15 protein-coding genes are annotated in these 18,844 nt (G+C 38.3%); 9 read left to right on the forward strand and 6 right to left on the reverse strand.

Annotation, left to right across the window (positions count from 1 at the left end; genetic code table 11):
* The first annotated feature begins 21 nt into the window (after positions 1-21).
* Genes BLR27_RS00195 through BLR27_RS00210 form a run of 4 tightly spaced genes read left to right on the forward strand, consistent with a single transcriptional unit; the run spans position 22 to position 2,337 of the window.
* On the forward strand, positions 22-732 hold the full coding sequence (locus BLR27_RS00195) for an ABC transporter ATP-binding protein (RefSeq protein WP_090697351.1): 711 nt from the start codon (positions 22-24) through the stop codon (positions 730-732).
* Complete coding sequence (locus BLR27_RS00200; protein WP_090697355.1) at positions 725-1,492, forward strand: ABC transporter permease subunit; 768 nt, start codon at positions 725-727, stop codon at positions 1,490-1,492. The genes BLR27_RS00195 and BLR27_RS00200 overlap by 8 nt, the downstream gene beginning before the upstream one ends.
* 1 nt (position 1,493) lies before the next feature.
* On the forward strand, positions 1,494-1,931 hold the full coding sequence (locus BLR27_RS00205) for a hemerythrin domain-containing protein (protein WP_090697359.1): 438 nt from the start codon (positions 1,494-1,496) through the stop codon (positions 1,929-1,931).
* Positions 1,932-1,935: 4 nt separating this feature from the next.
* Positions 1,936-2,337: a group III truncated hemoglobin gene (locus tag BLR27_RS00210; protein WP_090697362.1), complete on the forward strand. Its 402-nt coding sequence runs from the start codon at positions 1,936-1,938 to the stop codon at positions 2,335-2,337.
* 115 nt (positions 2,338-2,452) lie between these two features.
* Here BLR27_RS00210 and BLR27_RS00215 read toward each other — a convergent pair whose 3' ends face one another.
* From BLR27_RS00215 to BLR27_RS00230, 4 genes are all read right to left on the reverse strand, one after another.
* Positions 2,453-3,016, reverse strand: coding sequence for a fasciclin domain-containing protein (locus BLR27_RS00215; protein WP_090697365.1), 564 nt, complete (start codon positions 3,014-3,016; stop codon positions 2,453-2,455).
* A gap of 201 nt (positions 3,017-3,217) precedes the next feature.
* Positions 3,218-5,005, reverse strand: a complete 1,788-nt coding sequence (locus tag BLR27_RS00220; RefSeq protein WP_090697369.1) for a hypothetical protein — start codon at positions 5,003-5,005, stop codon at positions 3,218-3,220.
* 100 nt (positions 5,006-5,105) lie between these two features.
* The gene (locus BLR27_RS00225) at positions 5,106-6,365 is read right to left on the reverse strand and encodes a prephenate dehydrogenase (RefSeq protein ID WP_090697373.1); all 1,260 of its coding nucleotides are present in this window, start codon (positions 6,363-6,365) and stop codon (positions 5,106-5,108) included.
* A 35-nt stretch (positions 6,366-6,400) separates the two neighbouring features.
* Entirely contained in the window at positions 6,401-7,165 is a 765-nt protein-coding gene (locus BLR27_RS00230) for a DeoR/GlpR family DNA-binding transcription regulator (protein WP_090697377.1), read from the reverse strand.
* A 154-nt stretch (positions 7,166-7,319) separates the two neighbouring features.
* On the opposite strand from BLR27_RS00230, the gene BLR27_RS00235 reads away from it, so the two are divergent.
* Genes BLR27_RS00235 through BLR27_RS00245 form a run of 3 tightly spaced genes read left to right on the forward strand, consistent with a single transcriptional unit; the run spans position 7,320 to position 11,166 of the window.
* Positions 7,320-8,918 carry a glycerol-3-phosphate dehydrogenase/oxidase gene (locus BLR27_RS00235; protein WP_090697382.1) on the forward strand — a complete coding sequence of 533 codons (1,599 nt, stop codon included), beginning with the start codon at positions 7,320-7,322 and terminating at the stop codon, positions 8,916-8,918.
* A 9-nt stretch (positions 8,919-8,927) separates the two neighbouring features.
* Positions 8,928-10,415 (forward strand): glycerol kinase GlpK, encoded by a 1,488-nt coding sequence (gene glpK, locus BLR27_RS00240; protein ID WP_090697386.1) that lies wholly within the window; start codon positions 8,928-8,930, stop codon positions 10,413-10,415.
* A gap of 19 nt (positions 10,416-10,434) precedes the next feature.
* Positions 10,435-11,166: an MIP/aquaporin family protein gene (locus tag BLR27_RS00245; RefSeq protein ID WP_090697390.1), complete on the forward strand. Its 732-nt coding sequence runs from the start codon at positions 10,435-10,437 to the stop codon at positions 11,164-11,166.
* Positions 11,167-11,421: 255 nt separating this feature from the next.
* On the opposite strand, the gene BLR27_RS00250 is transcribed toward BLR27_RS00245, so the two are convergent.
* Both BLR27_RS00250 and BLR27_RS00255 read right to left on the reverse strand, forming a co-directional pair.
* Entirely contained in the window at positions 11,422-12,858 is a 1,437-nt protein-coding gene (locus BLR27_RS00250; RefSeq protein ID WP_090697393.1) for a SusD/RagB family nutrient-binding outer membrane lipoprotein, read from the reverse strand.
* A 49-nt stretch (positions 12,859-12,907) separates the two neighbouring features.
* Positions 12,908-16,201 (reverse strand): SusC/RagA family TonB-linked outer membrane protein, encoded by a 3,294-nt coding sequence (locus tag BLR27_RS00255; RefSeq protein WP_245704374.1) that lies wholly within the window; start codon positions 16,199-16,201, stop codon positions 12,908-12,910.
* Positions 16,202-16,560: 359 nt separating this feature from the next.
* Here BLR27_RS00255 and BLR27_RS00260 point away from each other — a divergent pair, with 359 nt between their 5' ends.
* Complete coding sequence (locus tag BLR27_RS00260; RefSeq protein ID WP_090697397.1) at positions 16,561-17,748, forward strand: PAS domain-containing sensor histidine kinase; 1,188 nt, start codon at positions 16,561-16,563, stop codon at positions 17,746-17,748.
* 6 nt (positions 17,749-17,754) lie between these two features.
* Positions 17,755-18,813 carry a response regulator gene (locus BLR27_RS00265; protein WP_090697400.1) on the forward strand — a complete coding sequence of 353 codons (1,059 nt, stop codon included), beginning with the start codon at positions 17,755-17,757 and terminating at the stop codon, positions 18,811-18,813.
* The last annotated feature ends 31 nt before the right edge of the window (positions 18,814-18,844 follow it).

The following is an 18,844-nucleotide window of genomic DNA, read 5'->3' on the forward strand; positions in this document are numbered from 1 at the left end:
GATGATACTTAGCAAAGAAATATGATTACTTTAAAAAATATAAGTAAACAGTTTGGAAAATTAAAAGTTCTCGACAATGTATCCACATCCTGTGATAAATCAGAATGTATTGCATTGATTGGTCCGAATGGCAGTGGTAAAACCACACTGATCAAATCTATTTTGGGTATGGTCATTCCTGATAGCGGGACTATCACATTCAATGGGAAAGATATTTCTAATAATTATCAGTACAGAGATGAAATAGGATATATGCCTCAGATTGGGCGATACCCTGATAATATGACCATCGGGCAGGTATTGGGAATGATGAAAGATATACGTGGTAAATCAGGGGAACTGGACGAAGATCTTATCAAAGCTTTTTCGGTAAATAACCTCTTGAATAAGAGAATGAGAACCTTGTCAGGAGGAACCATTCAAAAAGTAAGTGCAGCCCTTGCATTTCTATTTAAACCTTCTGTACTGATCCTCGATGAGCCAACTGCTGGTCTTGATCCGGTTGCTTCAGAATTATTCAAGGAAAAAATTATTGCTGAAAAGGATAAGGGTAAACTTGTTCTCATTACTTCACATATTTTGAGTGACCTCGATGATCTGGTAACAAGGATAATTTATATGCAGGATGGGAAGCTTGTTTTCCATAAAAGTATTGAAGAATTGCGGAAGGATACAGGGGAAGAAAGACTCGTAAAATCAATCGCACAAGTTATGGTCAGCAACTATGAATAAGATAATAAAATACGTCATTACAGATATCCTGAGGAATAAGATCGTGGTGATCTATACAGTTTTTCTGCTTGCAGCATCATTCAGCGTGTTTAGTCTGGAAGATAATAGCAGTAAGGGACGGCTAAGCCTTTTGAATATTATCCTGATCGTGGTGCCGCTTGTGAGCATTATTTTTTCCACGATCTACATGTATAATTCTGTTGAATTTATTGAACTGCTGGTGAGTCAGCCACTTAAACGAAGGTCGATCTGGCTCAGTTTGTTTGCGGGCCTTGCATCCTCTCTTTCCATAGCTTTTTTTATTGGTGCAGGTATTCCGGTTCTTATCTATCAGGCAAATATGATAGGCTTTACCATGATCCTGACCGGGATAATTCTAAGTGTTATTTTTGCTGCCATTGCTTTTCTCGCTACAGTGAAAATGCGGGATAAAGCGAAAGGAATAGGAGCAGCTATTATGCTGTGGTTATATTTTTCATTGTTATTCGATGGATTGGTATTATTCCTTTTGTTTCAGTTTGCAGACTATCCCATGGAAAAACCGATGATCGGATTAAGTGCTTTAAATCCTATTGACCTAAGCCGGATCCTGATCTTGCTTCAGCTTGATGTATCAGCAATGATGGGATATACTGGAGCAGTTTTTAAAGACTTCTTTGGAACCTCCACTGGGCTTGTGTTTTCTTTTTTTGTATTGTTATCGTGGATCGTAATACCAGTATGGTATTCTACCAGAAAATTTAATACTAAAGACCTCTGATATGAAAAGACACCCTGCTTTGATTCCTGTTTCGAGAGAGCATCATGACTCATTGATACTTGCCAGATTACTTCAAAAGGATGCTCCTCCATACAAAGGTCTTCCTGTTGAAATTGATGGAAAGGCTGCGTATGCGCTGGAATTTTATAAAAATAAATTGATTGCACACTTTATTGCTGAAGAGAAAATTTTACCCCTGGTAAAAGGATTGAATTCTGAGATAGATGTTTTGATTACGGAAATTTTGGAGGAACACGATCGTTTTCATATCAGTTTTAATTCAATAAATACTCAGGATAACCTGGCGGACCATCTGGACAAACTTGGTAAAGATCTGGAATTACATGTCCGCAAGGAAGAGAGGCAACTATTTCCTTTAATTCAGGAGAACTGCAGTGAACAAGTATTGAATACCATTGAAATGATATTATCTGATTAGCTAATTGAAAAAGGATATAGAAAACCGGGCGGATATTGAACTATTGGTTAATACTTTCTATAGAAAAGTAATAGCCGATAAAAAGCTGGGCTATATTTTTAATGATGTGGCGCTTGTGAACTGGTCAACGCATTTTATGGTCATGTACAATTTCTGGGAAAATGTAATTCTATTCACCGGTTCTTATGAAGGAAACCCGGTAAATCTTCACAAACACCTTCATCATATTCAACCTCTGGATAAAACTCATTTCAATCGTTGGAATAAGTTGTTTGTAGACACGGTTAATGAATTATTTGAAGGAGCAAAAGCAGATCTTGCCAAAGAACGTGCTTTAAGTATTTCAGGAATAATCAGAGAGAAAGTTCTGGAGTACCGAAATGGATTAAAGAATTCAAAAAAATAAAAATTAATTAAAGGCTTTAATAGAAAAGAGGATCCCCAAATGGGGATCCTCTTTTCTATAGGTAGATATTTGTTTTTCGTAGATTTTTGTTTTTAAAAGGTTGTGGGTTTGATTATTAATTAGCAGCAGGGGGCAGAAGAACACCATCAATAATATGGATAATTCCATTTGATGCCGGCACAGATGCAACAATAATTGCTGATTCATTGATCATCACCTTACCGTCTGATATACTTATTTTAATGTCATTTCCGTTTACCTGACCAATAATCTGACCATCAGTAAAACTCTCAGCTTTAAATACACCAAGTGAAACATGGTATTGCAGTATATTAGCAAGGTCATCTTTGCTTTCCGGTTTTAATAAATTATCGACTGTTCCAGCAGGCAATTTATCAAAAGCAGCATTGGTTGGAGCAAATACCGTAAAAGGACCAGCATTACTCAATGCATCTACCAGTTCAGCAGCTTGTATTGCTGTTACCAATGTACTATGGTCTTTGCTTCCAATAGCAACCTGAACAACATTTTTTTGTGACAGGTCATCCTGAACTCCTGATTGTCCGGTTGCAACAGCTTCTGTGCCCGTTTCTGTTTCGGCAGCCTGTTTTGTACTGTTTTCACAGCTCATCAACATTGTAATACAGATCATTGATGTAGCTAAAAAGATCTTTCTCATAATTTTTAATTTAGTTTTATTATCATACAAATTATCTATTAAATTCTTTTTAATGTATGATTTGAATCATATAATGAGAGTTTTTTTCGAATTATTATAAAATATTTTTTGGCAATAAATAGTTATAAATCAGGATTATACGATTTTTTAGACATGAAAAAGCCGGATATCAAACCCGGCTTTTCATGTTGCTTATTTCTGCTATACTTCCTGCTTCACAGCGGGATTTAAATGCTGTAATTGCTCTTCAATTTCCTGAAGTTCATTCATCATTTTCTTTCTGTAAACTTCTGTCTGGTCTGTGATCTTTGGAACTAATTGTTTGTAATAATCGATCCCAACCTGCAGCTGCTCTTTAAATTTTGATATGTATTTCGCTTTTTTATCACTCATTTCCTGTAAATGCTTGCTTATATCTTTTTTTAGGTATTCCACATACAGATTCAGTTCATTTACGAATAAATTTGGACGTTCTGTATCATTCAGAAGGTTTAATTTCCCATAAATATGACTAACCATTTCATCAAGTGAGAATTTTCCGCTGAAATAGGCAATATTCGGACCCGGACATATTGCTACAGCTCTGCTTTCCTTCGGTTTTAAAATGCCATTCTTTAAGTAGGCAGGTGCTGCAAGTCCTTCGCAAAGGCATATTTTTTCAGTGATCTCATTAAATTTTGTCTGAAAATCCTCTGGCTGTAAACCTTCTGCTTCCAGCTGTTTGATCTTGAGATTTTGATATTCTCTTGAGGCTGTACAGATCGGCAGTTCAGTAAACTCCGTATTTGTGGATAGGAATTTTTTTACACATGGGCTGCCGGGCCTTCCTTTAGCAATTCGTTCAAGTCTTTGTTTTTCTGAAGTACTTTTTCTGAAATTATTAAATGGAATTCCTAGCGGTGAAGAATTGCTGATATAAAAGTCATCCTTACTAGCAGTTGAAAGTAGTTCTAATGTTTCCTCATCTACGTTTGTTGCTTCCGGTACAAGTAAGAAGGGGCTACCCCAGCCGGTAGCATCCAGCTGATAATGTTCCATCAGGAAATTATTTTCATTTGCAGTTCCAATACCTCCCTGAACACTTATTTTCATTAGTGGTGCCTGACTTAGCTGTATCCCTTTTTCAAGTATTGCCTTGCTGTACATTTCATGGAGCTCGCTGATCATTTCCTGCTTTTTAAGCTTAAACTCTTCCAGGATCGGACCCAAAAGGTAGCCTTCTGTGGCAAATGCATGACCACCGCAATTAAGTCCCGATTCAATTCTGAATTCAGATACCCAAAGACCTTTCTTTGCAAGAAATTTAGCCTGTATAAGTGCCGAGCGGAAATCGCTGACCTTTAAAATGATGCTTTTTTTAAACTGACCCGACAGATCAGGAAGGAAATCTGCAAAGTTTTCCAGGTAGCTGTAAAGGCGTGGATTCATTCCTGCCGATAATACTACAGCTGAGTTTATATTACTTTCAGCAAATCCTTTCAGCGCTGTAAGTGAGTCTGAAAGCTGCTCACCATTGGTATCCGGATTCATCCGGTCAACCTTGGCCATTATATTAACCTGAATTTCGCCTTTTTGCATTTCATTGCGTAATTCCTGCTGTAATGCTGAAACCACAATACTGTCCTGTCTGAAGAGCATCTCCTTATATTTACTTTTCAGTGGGGATGTATCAGGTAATAATTCAAAATATCTGGTGACGTCAGTCCCTTCATTAAAAGCTTGTTTCCTGAGATCTTCAAATTGCTCATCCACTATCTTTTTTATGAGATTGAGGTAGGCAGTGATCCGTTTGCTTCTAAAATCGATCTCTTTAGGATCAATAGGTACAAAGGTCTCATTACGTTTTTCAGTGTATAGCTTACGCATACGTTCAATTAACATATCATCTACAATAGAGACAACTGAACTGATACCATAACGGGCAACTTTTACCGGGGTATCTACTGAGTAGGCTAGCCCAAGAACAGGAATATGAAATGTATGACTCATGAAAAATTAAAACTTAGGTTAAAATCACGAGTGCAAATAAGGGTATTTCAGAGCTCTTAAAATATGACAGAAGTCACTTATAGAGAATATGACAGAAGAATTATTCGATTTCAAGCTTTCTGATCATTTCTGCACTCTGTGCTCTGCCATGTTCTAGCCTGCCTGCAAAAAATGTTTTTACTTGTTCAAAATGCTGTTTATATCCTTCCATGTCGCCATATCCGATAATTGATGACCATTCGCGTACCGCTGAGTGGAATTCCAAATCATCTCCACGAATCGTTTTGTCGAATAATGCAGTTTCAATCGATTCTTCAAGAAGATCTTCATTTTTGAAGAGATATTCAGCAATTCCTAATCTCAGTCGGAATGGGGGAGTCTGGCAGATCAGATTGTCATAGGGGTTAATTCCAAGATGATACCAGGCATCTACCATGCTTAGAAGGCTCAGATGTGAATTTGGTTTACGGTTCTCAGATCCTACTGAAAGTGAGAATTCCTGCATTACTTTTTCATCAAGCATTAATGGTTTATGGTTTTGCCCGAAAATAAAATCTCTTGCCTTGTAAAGGCGCTTTCTGAAAGTATCAGCTTCTTCTTTGATCATCAGCTTGAAAAGCTCAGATTCAGATTCAGCATAGCGTTTGATCTGGTGCCTGGCATAGGGGTTCAGAATGGCTAATCCGCCATAAATATGTGCCTTATAGCTGAAAATTCTAAGTGTGATCAGGATCTTTACATTATCGATGCCTCCTAGATAAGATGCATTCTCCCATGGGAAGAAACCGGCTTCTTTCCATGCTGTGCCCATGCTTTCAAATCCCATATGTGTTACTGCCTGTGTGTCAGCAACAATTTTATCATGTTCGTGGTAATCAGGTATTTCATTTAATATCGAACCAAGTGATGAAAGTATGTCTGTCATTCGCTGATAGGCTTCCTTTGTTGTTCGGTGAGGGATCACGATCATCTTTTGTCCTTTGGGATCGAAGCCCGGACCATGAAGTGAATGGCAGGTAATAATATGTGAATCCTTAGGAAGGTATTTTTCAAATGCCTCAATTTCCGGATGCTTTACAGAGGTTTGTCCCGCAACTATTGCACCGTATTTGGTATGCGGACCATATTGGCTCAGAACTTCTGCGATTCGTTCAGCTTCAACAGAATAAAATATCACATCAGAAATGCGGGAAACTTCTTTGCCGTCTTCCAGAATTTCAATACCGAAGGGGCCAAGCTCTGCTTCTAATGTCTCTCTGCGATGTGGCAGATCACAACCATATACCCTATAACCTGCCTTCACGAAAGATTTAGCATAGATACAGCCCATGTCGCCAAGGCCGATAATTCCTATATTCATTATAAATAATTTTATTCCTGGAATGATATTATCAATTAAACGATTGTTACGGTTACTCCCAGGCTTTGAAGCTGTTTAACCACATGCTCTGAAATCCCACTATCTGTAATAATATGATCGATCTCATCAATATTACAAATTTTTCCAAAACCTCTCTTTCCAAATTTTGTAGAATCGGTTAGAACAATTGTTTTCTGAGATACACTGATCATTTGTCTGTTGAGGTGTGCCTCCATCATATTAGTTGTAGTTAATCCAAATTCAAGATCAATTCCATCAACACCGAGGAAGAGTTTACTGCAAAAGAAATCCTTTAGAATCGATTCAGAATATGGCCCCATGACGGAAGAGGAACTTTTCCGTAGCATTCCACCTAGTTGCATAACCTCGGTATAAGGGTGATGAGATAATTCCAGCGCAACATTTAATGCAGAGGTGATCACTGTAAGTGGCAGATTTAAAGGAATACTTTTTGCAAATGCTAATACTGAAGTACCGGATGCGATTATGATAGAATCATTTTCATTAACAAGTGCAGCTGCAGCCTGTCCAATACTTAATTTTTCATTAGATTGTAACTGCTCTTTTTCATTAACCGAACGATCCACAGTATATGGATTGGTTAAGGTTGCCCCTCCATGGATTTTGAAAAGTAAATTTTTGTCTTCTAAAAGTTTTAAATCCTTTCGAATTGTTACAGATGAAACCTTCAATTCACTGCATAGATCTACCACATTAATGTATTGCTCTTTTTGCAGCTTTTTAATAATATACTGATGTCTCTCGGCTAAACTGCTCATTTAATGGGTGTTTTAAGGTATATGCAAAATAGTGAAAATATCTTAAAAATTAGTCAGATTAACAGATCGATTCAGGTTGAATATTTTTTAATTATGATAGAAAGGTTTCAATATGATTACTTATAATTGCGTATTATTTCGTATTATTACTTTTATGCAATATTGTAAACAAGATCGCAGTGTTTTAGAGTCAGAATCTGAATGGGATTTCATAATAATAGGGGGTGGAGCTACAGGCCTGGGAACAGCACTCGATTCAGCCTCACGTGGATTTAAAACTCTTTTGCTGGAGCAGTCAGATTTCGCCAAAGGAACATCAAGCAGAAGTACCAAGCTGGTACATGGAGGTGTCAGATATTTGGCACAGGGTGACATTTCTCTGGTTTATCAGGCTTTAAAGGAAAGGGGGCGTTTGCAGGTCAATGCCGCACATCTTGTTTCTAAGGAGGAGTTTATAATTCCATGTTACGACTGGTTCTCTGTAGCTAAATACCTTACCGGTTTGAAGATGTATGACTGGCTTGCCGGCCGATATAGTTTTGGGAGGTCCAGATTTTTGTCGCGTAAAGAGGTTCAGAAAAAATTACCGGGGCTGGCTGACGAATCTCTCGTAGGAGCCATAAGTTATTACGATGGTAAATTTGATGATGCCCGTCTTGCAGTCAATATTGCTCAAACTTGTATTGAAAAGGGCGGCAGCGTATTGAACTATGTGAAGGTTACGGGCCTTCTTAAAAATGAACAAGGTAAGGTCACCGGTGTAAAGGCAATGGATATCCTAAACAATACTACTTACCTGCTGCGGGCCAAAGCTATTATTAACGCTACAGGAGTTTTTGTGGATGATATTCTATTGATGAATACCCCTGATGCAGAAAAACTGGTCAGACCAAGTCAGGGTGTTCATTTGGTGATCGACAGTTCATTTCTTGACAGTGATTCTGCATTAATGATCCCGAAAACATCTGATAATCGGGTGCTCTTTGCTGTGCCCTGGCATTCTAAATTGCTTGTTGGAACAACTGATACTCCAATTGAAACTCATAGTCTTGAGCCCAGAGCGCTTAAAGAAGAAGTAGATTTCATTCTTGATACAGCATCAAAGTATTTTAAAAAGAAAGTAGATAAAAGAGATGTGTTAAGTGTTTTTGCAGGATTGCGTCCATTGGCAGCACCGGAAAAGAACGATACTAATACTACAAGAGAGATTTCGAGAGATCATAAATTAATGGTTTCAAAATCCGGCTTAATAACCATTACAGGGGGGAAATGGACAACTTATAGAAAAATGTCTGAAGAGACTGTTGATACTGCCATTCAAACGAGTAATTTAGAAAATAAAACATGTGTAACTAAAGATTTAAAAATTCATTCCTCTACAACTCTTCATTCATCAAGCCATCTTTCTATATACGGAACCGATATGCCTCTTATTGAAAAACTGGCACTGAAGATTCCGGCAGGGGGAGATAAGTTGCATCCATCTTATCCAAATATAAAGGCTGAGGTTATATGGGCTGTGCGTAATGAAATGGCCTATACTGTGGAAGATGTGCTGGCCAGAAGAATGAGAATGTTATTCATTGATGCAAAGGCTGCTATTGAAATGTGTCGTACAGTTGCCGAACTTATGGCTCAGGAAATGCATAGGAGTCAATTGTGGGTTGAGGAACAAATACTTGAATTTACACAAACTGCAAGTGAATACTTATTAGAGCCCCTGGAAAAGGAGCAAGAAACAATACTTATATAATCAGACAAAATGGGAAATTATATTTTATCTCTAGACCAGGGTACTACCAGCTCCAGAGCTATTGTATTTAACCGTGAAGGCAGTATTGTTGCTGTTTCACAAAAAGAATTCGAGCAGATCTATCCTAAACCAGGATGGGTTGAACATAATCCACTGGAAATCTGGGCTACTCAGGTATCTGTTGCAACTGAAGCCATTGCCAAGGCAGGACTTAATTCTATTGATATCCATGCAATAGGTATAACCAATCAGAGGGAAACAACTGTAGTTTGGGATAAGGAAACCGGGCTTCCGGTTTATAATGCGATTGTATGGCAGGATCGCCGTACCTCTGATTATTGTGATTCTATCAGAAAGGAACATGGGGAAATGATCCGTCAGAAGACCGGTCTGATCATTGATTCTTATTTTTCTGCAACAAAGGTCCGTTGGATCCTTGAAAATGTTCCGGGCGCCCGTCAAAAGGCAATGGAAGGAAAACTGCTTTTCGGAACGGTAGATAGCTGGTTGATATGGAAGCTTTCCGGAGGAACTACCCATGTTACTGATGTAAGTAATGCATCTCGTACCATGCTGTTTGATATCAATACCCTTGAATGGGATAAAACTTTACTTGAGATATTTGATATTCCGGTTAGTATGCTTCCTGAGGTTAGATCCTCCAGTGAGGTTTTCTGTCATACTGCAGGTAATATCCTGGCGACTAAAATTCCGATTGCAGGAATTGCGGGAGATCAGCAGGCGGCTCTTTTCGGACAGATGTGTACGAAAGTTGGGATGGTGAAAAATACCTATGGTACCGGATGCTTTATGCTGATGAACATTGGTAAGAAACCAGCCATGTCAGCAAATAATCTGCTTACAACCATTGCATGGAAGATTAATGGAGAAGTAACCTATGCCTTAGAGGGAGGGATCTTTATTGGTGGTGCCGTAGTACAATGGTTAAGAGATGAACTGGGCCTGATAAAATCTTCAGCTGAAGTTGAAGAGCTGGCAGCAAAGGTGAAAGACAATGGTGGAGTTTACGTAGTTCCTGCATTTGCAGGTCTTGGTGCTCCTCATTGGGATCAGCATGCCAGAGGAACCATTACAGGAATAACCCGTGGAACAAATTCCGGACATTTCGCGAGGGCAGCGCTGGAAAGTATTGCCTATCAAACAATGGATGTATTAAAATCAATGGAAGCTGATGCAGGAACTCCGATAAGTGAGCTGAGGGTAGATGGCGGTGCAACTGCAAATAATATTTTAATGCAGTTTCAGGCAGATATTATGAAATGCAAAGTGATTCGTCCACAGGTAACTGAGGTTACTGCTTTGGGTGCTGCTTATCTCGCCGGTTTAGCAACTGGTTTTTGGAGAGACGTAGAAGAGATCTCTGCACAGTGGAAAGTTGAAAGGAATTTTGAGCCTGCAGAACTTGAAAATTATGATGAATTGGTAAATGGATGGGAGCGTGCAATTAAGGCAGCAAAAGCTAATGTAAGTTTATAAAAAATTAATATCTTCAGGCATGACACCATTTTTAGCAGAATTCATAGGAACAGCACTCCTGATCTTATTAGGCAACGGAGTAGTTGCAAACGTGGTTCTAACAGGAACAAAGGGCAATGGAGGTGGCTGGATAGTGATCACCACAGCATGGGCACTGGCAGTATTTGTCGGTGTGGTCGTCTCAGCTCCATATAGTGGGGCACACCTGAACCCGGCTGTGACCATTGCCCTGGCTATCTCGGGTAAATTTGAATGGGCTCAGGTTCCTGCCTATATGCTGGCACAAATGCTTGGAGCAATGCTTGGAGCTTTTTTCGTTTGGCTTAAATATAAAGATCATTTTACCGCAACAGAAGACAAAGGCCTGAAGCTGGCGGCATTTTGTACCGGACCTGCAATAAGAAATACTTTTTCAAATCTTACCAGTGAGATCATCGGATCATTTGTATTGCTTTTTGTGATCTTCTATTTTACAAATGCAGAAATTGTGGATACTAAAACACCCGTTGGTTTGGGCTCATTAGGTGCAATACCCGTAATGTTCCTGGTTTGGGCGATCGGACTATCACTTGGTGGAACTACAGGATATGCCATTAACCCGGTACGTGATCTGGGACCCAGATTAATGCATTTTATTCTCCCGGTTGCCGGCAAAGGATCTTGTGACTGGTCTTATTCCTGGATTCCTGTGATAGGCCCAATGATTGGCGCAAGCCTTGCAGCTTTGTTATATCTTGCAATAAGTGGCTAATCTGTTAAATCCTGTAGGAATGAGTAGTATGACTATTTGTACTGACAGGCTTTGACAAACTTCTGCTCTTATATCTGTCATTTCTCTAATGTTCTAAACCCTTCTTATCTAAGGGCAAAGCTCTTATGCTTAGTGTCAGTCATTCGACTAATAGTCTTAAACTGGAATAAATGTTTTGCATTTAATAAAGTATATTGAAACGATAAAGGATACCTTTTGGGGTATCCTTTATCGTTTATATCATTATATCATCAATTATTTTTCCCACCAAACTTTAGTGTTGATATCATCTCCACCCATGCTTGCCACAGCTTTTGTGTAATTTGCATTATTGTTTGTTACTACTGTTGTAGGGTACCGGAACCTTACCGGCATTATTTTATTGTTCAGAAGTCCAGCACCCTTAGGTAATATAGGGAAACCGGTTCTGCGATACTCAAACCATTGCTGATAATCATTAAAGAACAATGCATAATATTTTTGAAGCATAATTCTTTCTAATGTTCCATCGTAGGCAGCCTTGGCATTTGTAAAATAGTTTGCAGGTAATACTGCTCCCCATTGTTCAATAGAAGCTTTTACGCCATTCTGATAGAAGGTCGCTGCAGATCCAGTGATCTTTCCTTTTTGAGCAAGTTCAGCTTTGATTAGCTCAACTTCAGCATAGGTCATGATCACGGAGGTCATAGGAGCTGTAGCAAGTATCACGTTAAAATTGGATGGCAGATAATTAAACTGAGACTCAGGGCCATCATATCCACTCGGTATACCTTTATAACCGATAGTTGTTTTTCCGTCTGCTGTTCTTGCAAGTGAATTCCATTTTGCAAGACGCGGATCAACAAAATCATTCAGATTATCAATGAAGAAACCACCTGTTGCTCTGAATGTTGTAAAATCAATAGCGCGTCCCCATGGTGACATATTTGGTACTACTCCGGTTATCTTTAATATAGCAGCCTCTGTATTATTTGTAAATACAGGGTGAATTGTAGGATTATTAACAATTTCAGCCATTTTTCCGAAAGCATCGATCTCAGTTCTTTTTGAAACACGAAGAAGAAGACGCAAACGAAGAGAATTGGTAAATTTTTTCCAGTAGCTGATATTGTTACTGTAAAGGATGTCAGTACCGTAAATCATAGGTTTAGCGGTATTATAGAGTGTATTTGCCTTTTCAAGATCGGCAATCAGCGTGGTATAAATTAGCTGCTGCGTATCAAAAACAGGTGTATAGATTCCCTGATCACCTTGTACAGCCTCTTTCATTGGAACATCGCCGAAAGAATCACTTAATAAAGAATATAACCAGGCATTCAATGTCAGAGAGATTGCCTCATAATTAGGATCCTGAGCCGCTACTGCTGCAGCACGCATTTCCTTCACATTATTTATCCAGCGGTAATAGGTATTCCATGTTGAGTTACCGGCTGATTCTGTTACATCATATCTGTGAACTCCACCTGCAACACTTGGAAATGGTAATGCAACCTGCATGATATCAAACGTGAATGCGTCAGCGCGGAGAGTATTGAAACTACTTACCTCATATAAAATCGGGTTTAGTAATGTTCCAGGACTTATTTTCTCAATCTTGTTTGGATCGGTGTTGATTTCCTGAAAGTCTTTGGTACATGCAAAGCTTAATGAAGCCAGCAGTAGTACAGTAAATATATTTTTAAAACGATTCATCTTTTTTTAGTTAGCAGTTTTTTATCCTGCGGTATAACAAATTCTATTCTTAAAACTTCACAGTTAAATTCATTCCAAAGGTGCGTGTTGATGGCATTTGTCCCATTTCAACTCCAGGGAGAATAGTTGAGCCATTTAAAGCTGCAGTCTCCGGATCGAACATAGGGAAATCTGAAATGATCGCCAGGTCTCTGCCATAAAGTGCAAGAGATGCCTGATTCAACTTTAGCTTTTTGATAAACTTAGCCGGAATACCGTACTCAAGTCTAACTTCACGTAATTTGATAAATGAAGCATCAAAACTGTTTGATTCAACATTGGCACGTCTATAGTAATCGCCATAGAATGCTGCCGGTGCAACCTGCTTGGTATTGGCAGTATAAAGACCTCCTGCACCTGCAACAACACCTTCACCTACAATAAATCCTTCTTCACGTCCTTTTAAGGTGCTGCTTAACTTACCTTGCTCTGCCATTTTATGATGTGTCTGAGAATAGATCATTCCTCCATATTGACCATCAAATAAGAAACTGAATCTGTAGTTTTTATATTGGAACTCATTACTCAATCCACCTCTCCAGTCAGCATAGGCTTTTCCAATATACTGGATCTGTCCCGGGCGGGCCGGAAGTCCGGTTGTATTGTAAACAATCTGACCGTCTGGTGCTCTTACAAATCCAAAACCATAAATATCTCCTGTCGTACCGCCAACACGTGCCTGAATGGTAGCATTACCTCCATAACCAATATCCTGCTTGTCTGTAAGTCCCTCAGCCAGTTCAAGTACTTCATTGTCATTTTTTGACCAGTTTACAGTGCTTGTCCAGCTGAAGTTTTTAGTTTTTACAGGTTTTCCTCCTACCAAAAGTTCAATACCCTTATTACGAACAACTCCTGCATTTAGTACTGCTCTTGAATATCCGGTTGTAGGATCGAGAGGCACATCAAGGATCTGGTTTTTTGTGGTATTGCTGTAGAAAGTAAGGTCCATCGTAAAGCGTGATTTGAATAGGTTATATTCTAAACCTGCCTCATAACTTGTAGTTATCTCTGGTTTGAAAGTTGCATTATGTAAGGTAGTTGGTACAGATGCTGATGCTGGAAAATCACTTATACCATAGTATTTGCTTGTTTTATAAGGGTCAGTATCATTACCTACCTGAGCTGCCGACAAACGAAGTTTTGCATAGGTAACCGCTGTTGGAAGCTGGAATAATTCATTTAAAATAAAACTAGAGCTAACAGAAGGGTAGAAGAATGAATTGTTCTGAATTGGAAGTGTACTGGACCAGTCATTACGTCCGGTTACATCCAAAAATATTCTGTCTTTCCATGAGAATGAGGCAAAACCATAAATACTTTGAACTTTCTTATTTAAATAGTTCGTATTCATAAGCGGATTGCTTTGTCCGTTGCTTAGCTTATAAACCGCTGGGATAATAAGACCCTCTACAGTGCCATTTACGCCTGTATAGCGTCTGTTAAGAGCATTGGCTCCTCCTGAAAAACTTGCTTCAAAATCTTTATTCAGCCTTGTTTTATAGGTTAATAATACATCCGTATTGATTTCAAAATTGAAAATATTTTGTTGTCTCAAATATCCTTTTTGAAAATTAGCAGTACTGAATGGTCTGCGCTGATCACGGTCTTCATTAAGCATATCAAAACCGGAGCGAACCATCAGACTCAATTTTTTCGTAAAATCATACGTAGCAGACATGTTTGCTACAGTCTTGTAATTATTTACCGCATTGGTCATTTCATAAGCAATCAGAAAAGGATTGTCGATGAAGCTGCTAAATGGATGTATCTGATCAATTTGTTCTAATCCTGGTTTCCAGATTGGTCTGTACCAATCAAGATCAACATTAGGATTTTGGAAGATCATGAAATAAGAAAGTGATTGATTGTTATATCCTGTAGCAGGAAGATTATCACTGGTCTTATTTGTGAAATTTACTTTAGAGTTAATTCTAAGTTTTGGAGATAGCTTGAAATTTAAACTCAATGCAGCTGTTAATCTTTCATAACCTGTATTAGGCATTATCCATTCGTTTTTTGAATGAGTGATCGATGCTCTTGCAGATGCATTTTCGCTACCGCCGTCAAAGGAAACACTATTAGTTAATGTAGAACCTGTACGAAAGAAATCTGACCTGTTATTGGTATAAGGCACCCATGGCAGACGGGTTGCAGATTGTCCGCCTGTAACAGGATCGTACTGAAAGTATGATTGTCCATTAAATCTGGGACCATAGGCGCTACTTGTTCCGGAGGTGCTTGCACCATCTGCAGATGCTCCATATGAATAATATAACTGGCTGTTTGGTCTGATCGTTGTTCCGGTTCCCTGACCATATTCATATTGCATGTCTGGCCATCTCAGGATGTCATTGTAGCTATAGTTGGAATTTAAACTGACTCCAATTCCTTTATTTTTTTTCACGCCAGATTTGGTTGTGATAATTAAGGCTCCATTCGCTGCACGGCTTCCGTAAAGGGCTGCGGCACTTGCCCCTTTAAGTACTGTAACACTTTCGATATCATCCGGGTTGATGTCAGAAATTCCATTTCCGAAATCTACCGGAACATCATTCCCTGAACCTGCGCCATAAGCATTCCCAACACCTGAAGACGTTAATCCGCCTCCAACTGGTACACCATCCAGCACGATCAATGCTCCGTTATTATCGGAATTCATAGATGTTTCTCCCCTCAAAATGATCTTTGAAGAGTTTACTGGTCCTGAACCAGGTGTAACAATGTTTAAACCGGCAACTTTTCCTGATAATGCACCTACCCAGTTGTTGGATCTTGCATCATTTAGCGCATTCTCCTTTAATGTTTGTGTTGCAAAACCCAGTGCTTTTTGCTCTCTTTTAATACCAAGAGCAGTAACCACTACTTCATTTAAAGCACTGGTTGATTGTTCTAATTGGATATTGATATTACTCTCACCTGCATTATAGATCTTTGAAAAAGTAGTATATCCAATCATTGAAAAACTTACGGATGTGCCTTTTGGGATATTAAGAGTAAAACTTCCATCCATTCCCGTCACTCCCAAAGACCTTCTGCCTGCATCTGTAATGCTTATTCCTGCCAGGCCTTCACCGTCTTTACTATCAACTACTACGCCTTTCAATACAATGTTGTTTTGCTGTGCAAAGGCTGGTTTAACATCAAATATGTTAAGAATAAATAATAACAGCATTAGCTTTACTGCTACAAGTTTTAGATCGTTTATCCCCCTTTTAGGGTTTAAATGCACGAAAAAATTCCTGAGAACTAGTGCAGGGGTTTGCCAAAACTTACCGAAATGATCAGTAAAAATTTTCTTCATAATTAAATGTTTAAGGTTGGTTCAGAGGTTTTAATTTATTTCGTTTTATTTCAAATAAGACATTATGATCTGTTTTATTCTTTTTTAATATTACGAATGGTAATTAATTTATAATAAAACGAAACTATAAACAAATATTCAGAATATAAAAAAAACTTTTAATTATAATGTTCTCTTAACTTATTGCTAATAAATGCGCTTTTTAAGAACTATAACTTAATAATTTAATAATGTTAATGTTTCAAAAAAGAAATATTAGGAAGTTTTGAGATTTCAGCGTTAAATGTTTTGATAAATTCCTTATCTTTTGGCAAAGCATAATTGACTGATTTTTATTATCAAAAGAGTATTTTTGCCTCATGACTGAAAAGAGCGCTTTATTGTTTGCAATTATAGAAAACGCAATTGATGGTATCATTACCATAGATGAGCGTGGATTAATTGAGTCAATAAATCCAGCTGCCTGTGCCCTGTTTGGATATTCGATCGAGGAAGTAATTGGAAGGAATGTTTCAATGCTTATGCCCAGACCGGATAAAGATCAGCATGACGAATATATAGCACGTTATCAGAGAACTGGAAGCCCTCATATTATAGGTACAGGCCGCGATGTGAATGGACAAAAAAAAGATGGCACCTTGTTTCCTTTCCGTTTGGGGGTGAATGAAGTAAAGTATTCCGGAAGAACCATTTATGCAGGATTTATACATGATCTTTCAAGAGAAAAGGAAGCAGAAGCAAAGATCCTTCATTATGCGTCTCAACTTGAAAAACTTGTTGAAGAGCGTACCGTATCACTACAAAAATCGGTAACTGAACTGCAGGCTGCAAAAGAGACTGTCAGCAAATCTCTCGAAAAAGAAAAGGAGCTCAATCAGCTTAAAAGCAGGTTTGTATCCATGGCTTCTCATGAATTTCGCACACCACTCAGTTCCATCACTTTATCTGCCTCACTGATAGAAAGGTATAAACTTCAATCAGACGATACAAATGTTAGCAAACATGTCAGTAAGATCAAAAATTCGGTGGGTAACCTGACTACGATTCTGGATGACTTCCTTTCATTGGAGCGTCTGGAGGCCGGAAAAATCGAAACTAATTTTACTAAATTCGATGTTGTTAAACTTTCTGAAGAGATCACAGAAGAAATGCAGTTAATGGCCAAAAAGGATCAGAATATTATTTACCAGCATACAGGCTTGCATAGTACGGTTTTGCTTGATCAGAATTTGCTTCGTAATTGTATCGTTAATCTAATATCCAACGCCATAAAATATTCTGGTGAAAATACATTCATTGAATTTAATACTGAGCTGACCAGTACTGAATGTATAGTAACAGTTAGAGACAATGGTATAGGTATTCCAGAAACTGACCATAAACATCTTTTTGAGCCATTTTTCAGAGCAAATAATACCGGGAATATTCCTGGTACCGGATTAGGACTGAATATAATTTTAAGATATGTTAACCTGATGGGTGGTAAAGTAAACTTTAGCAGCCTGGTTAATCAGAAAACTGTTTTTACACTAAATTTCCCACAGTAAATTTCTATGAAGAAGAAAATTCTAATCATTGAGGATAACGAAGACATCAGAGAAAGTTCAATGGAAATTCTGGAACTTGCAGGTTATGATGTATTGCAAGCTGAGAATGGAAAAATAGGGGTAGAACTGGCCCAGCAGAATCTCCCGGATATGATCCTTTGTGATATTATGATGCCAGAGCTTGATGGTTATGGGGTTTTATATCTTCTTTCGAAAAATAAAAACACTGAAAATATTCCATTTATATTTCTTACAGCCAAGGCTGAGCGATCAGATATGAGAAAAGGCATGGAAATGGGAGCTGATGATTATTTAACGAAGCCATTTGATGATATGGAATTGCTTAATACCATAGAATCACGATTTCATAAAAAGCAAAAACTCGAAGCTTTCTATAGCCAGTCATTCGAAAGCCTTAAACTTCTTGCTAACCAGAATCAAGGTCTGGACGAGCTGAAAAAAATAGTATCTGACCGTAAAGTGAAACAAGTCAGAAAGAAGCAGATAGTTTATTATGAGGGAGATACGATATCAGGTATATATTTAATTCTAAGCGGAAGGGTAAAGGCTATCAAGTTAAATGAAGATGGCAGGGAGCTTGTTACAGGAATGTATGGACCTGAAGAATATCTCGGAATTCAGGCAATGTTATCAGGTGATCATTATAATGAAACGGTCGAAGCAATTGAAGATACAACTATTTGCCTCCTTCCCAGAGATATTGTCAATCAGTTACTCGATAATTATACAGATATAGGTCAGAAGTTTATTAAAGTATTGTCAAGTAACCTTATTGAAAAGGAAGAACAATTATTGCAGCTTGCTTATCATTCTGTAAGGAAACGTATGGCTGAGATCCTGATCCGTTTGGCTAAAAATCATAATGAATCTGAACAAGTAACGCAGATCCGGATTTCAAGGGAAGACCTGGCATCAATGGCAGGAATGGCAACTGAGACAGTAAGCCGTACTTTGAGTGACTTTAAGGATGAAGGAATTATCGAAAAGAAGGGAAGTGTGATCCAAATTCTTGATCAATCAAAACTCCTGAAGATGAAAAACTGATAAAGATCATTTTTCTACATGACTTCACTCA

The organism is Daejeonella rubra, assembly GCF_900103545.1.
Lineage (GTDB): Bacteria > Bacteroidota > Bacteroidia > Sphingobacteriales > Sphingobacteriaceae > Daejeonella > Daejeonella rubra.

Coding starts and splice junctions, on each gene's coding strand:
- BLR27_RS00195 (WP_090697351.1), top strand. CDS start 22: ATGATTACTTTAAAAAATATAAGTAAACAGTTTGGAAAATTAAAAGTT.
- BLR27_RS00200 (WP_090697355.1), top strand. CDS start 725: ATGAATAAGATAATAAAATACGTCATTACAGATATCCTGAGGAATAAG.
- BLR27_RS00205 (WP_090697359.1), top strand. CDS start 1,494: ATGAAAAGACACCCTGCTTTGATTCCTGTTTCGAGAGAGCATCATGAC.
- BLR27_RS00215 (WP_090697365.1), bottom strand. CDS start 3,016: ATGAGAAAGATCTTTTTAGCTACATCAATGATCTGTATTACAATGTTG.
- BLR27_RS00220 (WP_090697369.1), bottom strand. CDS start 5,005: ATGAGTCATACATTTCATATTCCTGTTCTTGGGCTAGCCTACTCAGTA.
- BLR27_RS00225 (WP_090697373.1), bottom strand. CDS start 6,365: ATGAATATAGGAATTATCGGCCTTGGCGACATGGGCTGTATCTATGCT.
- BLR27_RS00230 (WP_090697377.1), bottom strand. CDS start 7,165: ATGAGCAGTTTAGCCGAGAGACATCAGTATATTATTAAAAAGCTGCAA.
- BLR27_RS00235 (WP_090697382.1), top strand. CDS start 7,320: ATGCAATATTGTAAACAAGATCGCAGTGTTTTAGAGTCAGAATCTGAA.
- glpK (WP_090697386.1), top strand. CDS start 8,928: ATGGGAAATTATATTTTATCTCTAGACCAGGGTACTACCAGCTCCAGA.
- BLR27_RS00245 (WP_090697390.1), top strand. CDS start 10,435: ATGACACCATTTTTAGCAGAATTCATAGGAACAGCACTCCTGATCTTA.
- BLR27_RS00250 (WP_090697393.1), bottom strand. CDS start 12,858: ATGAATCGTTTTAAAAATATATTTACTGTACTACTGCTGGCTTCATTA.
- BLR27_RS00255 (WP_245704374.1), bottom strand. CDS start 16,201: ATGAAGAAAATTTTTACTGATCATTTCGGTAAGTTTTGGCAAACCCCT.
- BLR27_RS00260 (WP_090697397.1), top strand. CDS start 16,561: ATGACTGAAAAGAGCGCTTTATTGTTTGCAATTATAGAAAACGCAATT.
- BLR27_RS00265 (WP_090697400.1), top strand. CDS start 17,755: ATGAAGAAGAAAATTCTAATCATTGAGGATAACGAAGACATCAGAGAA.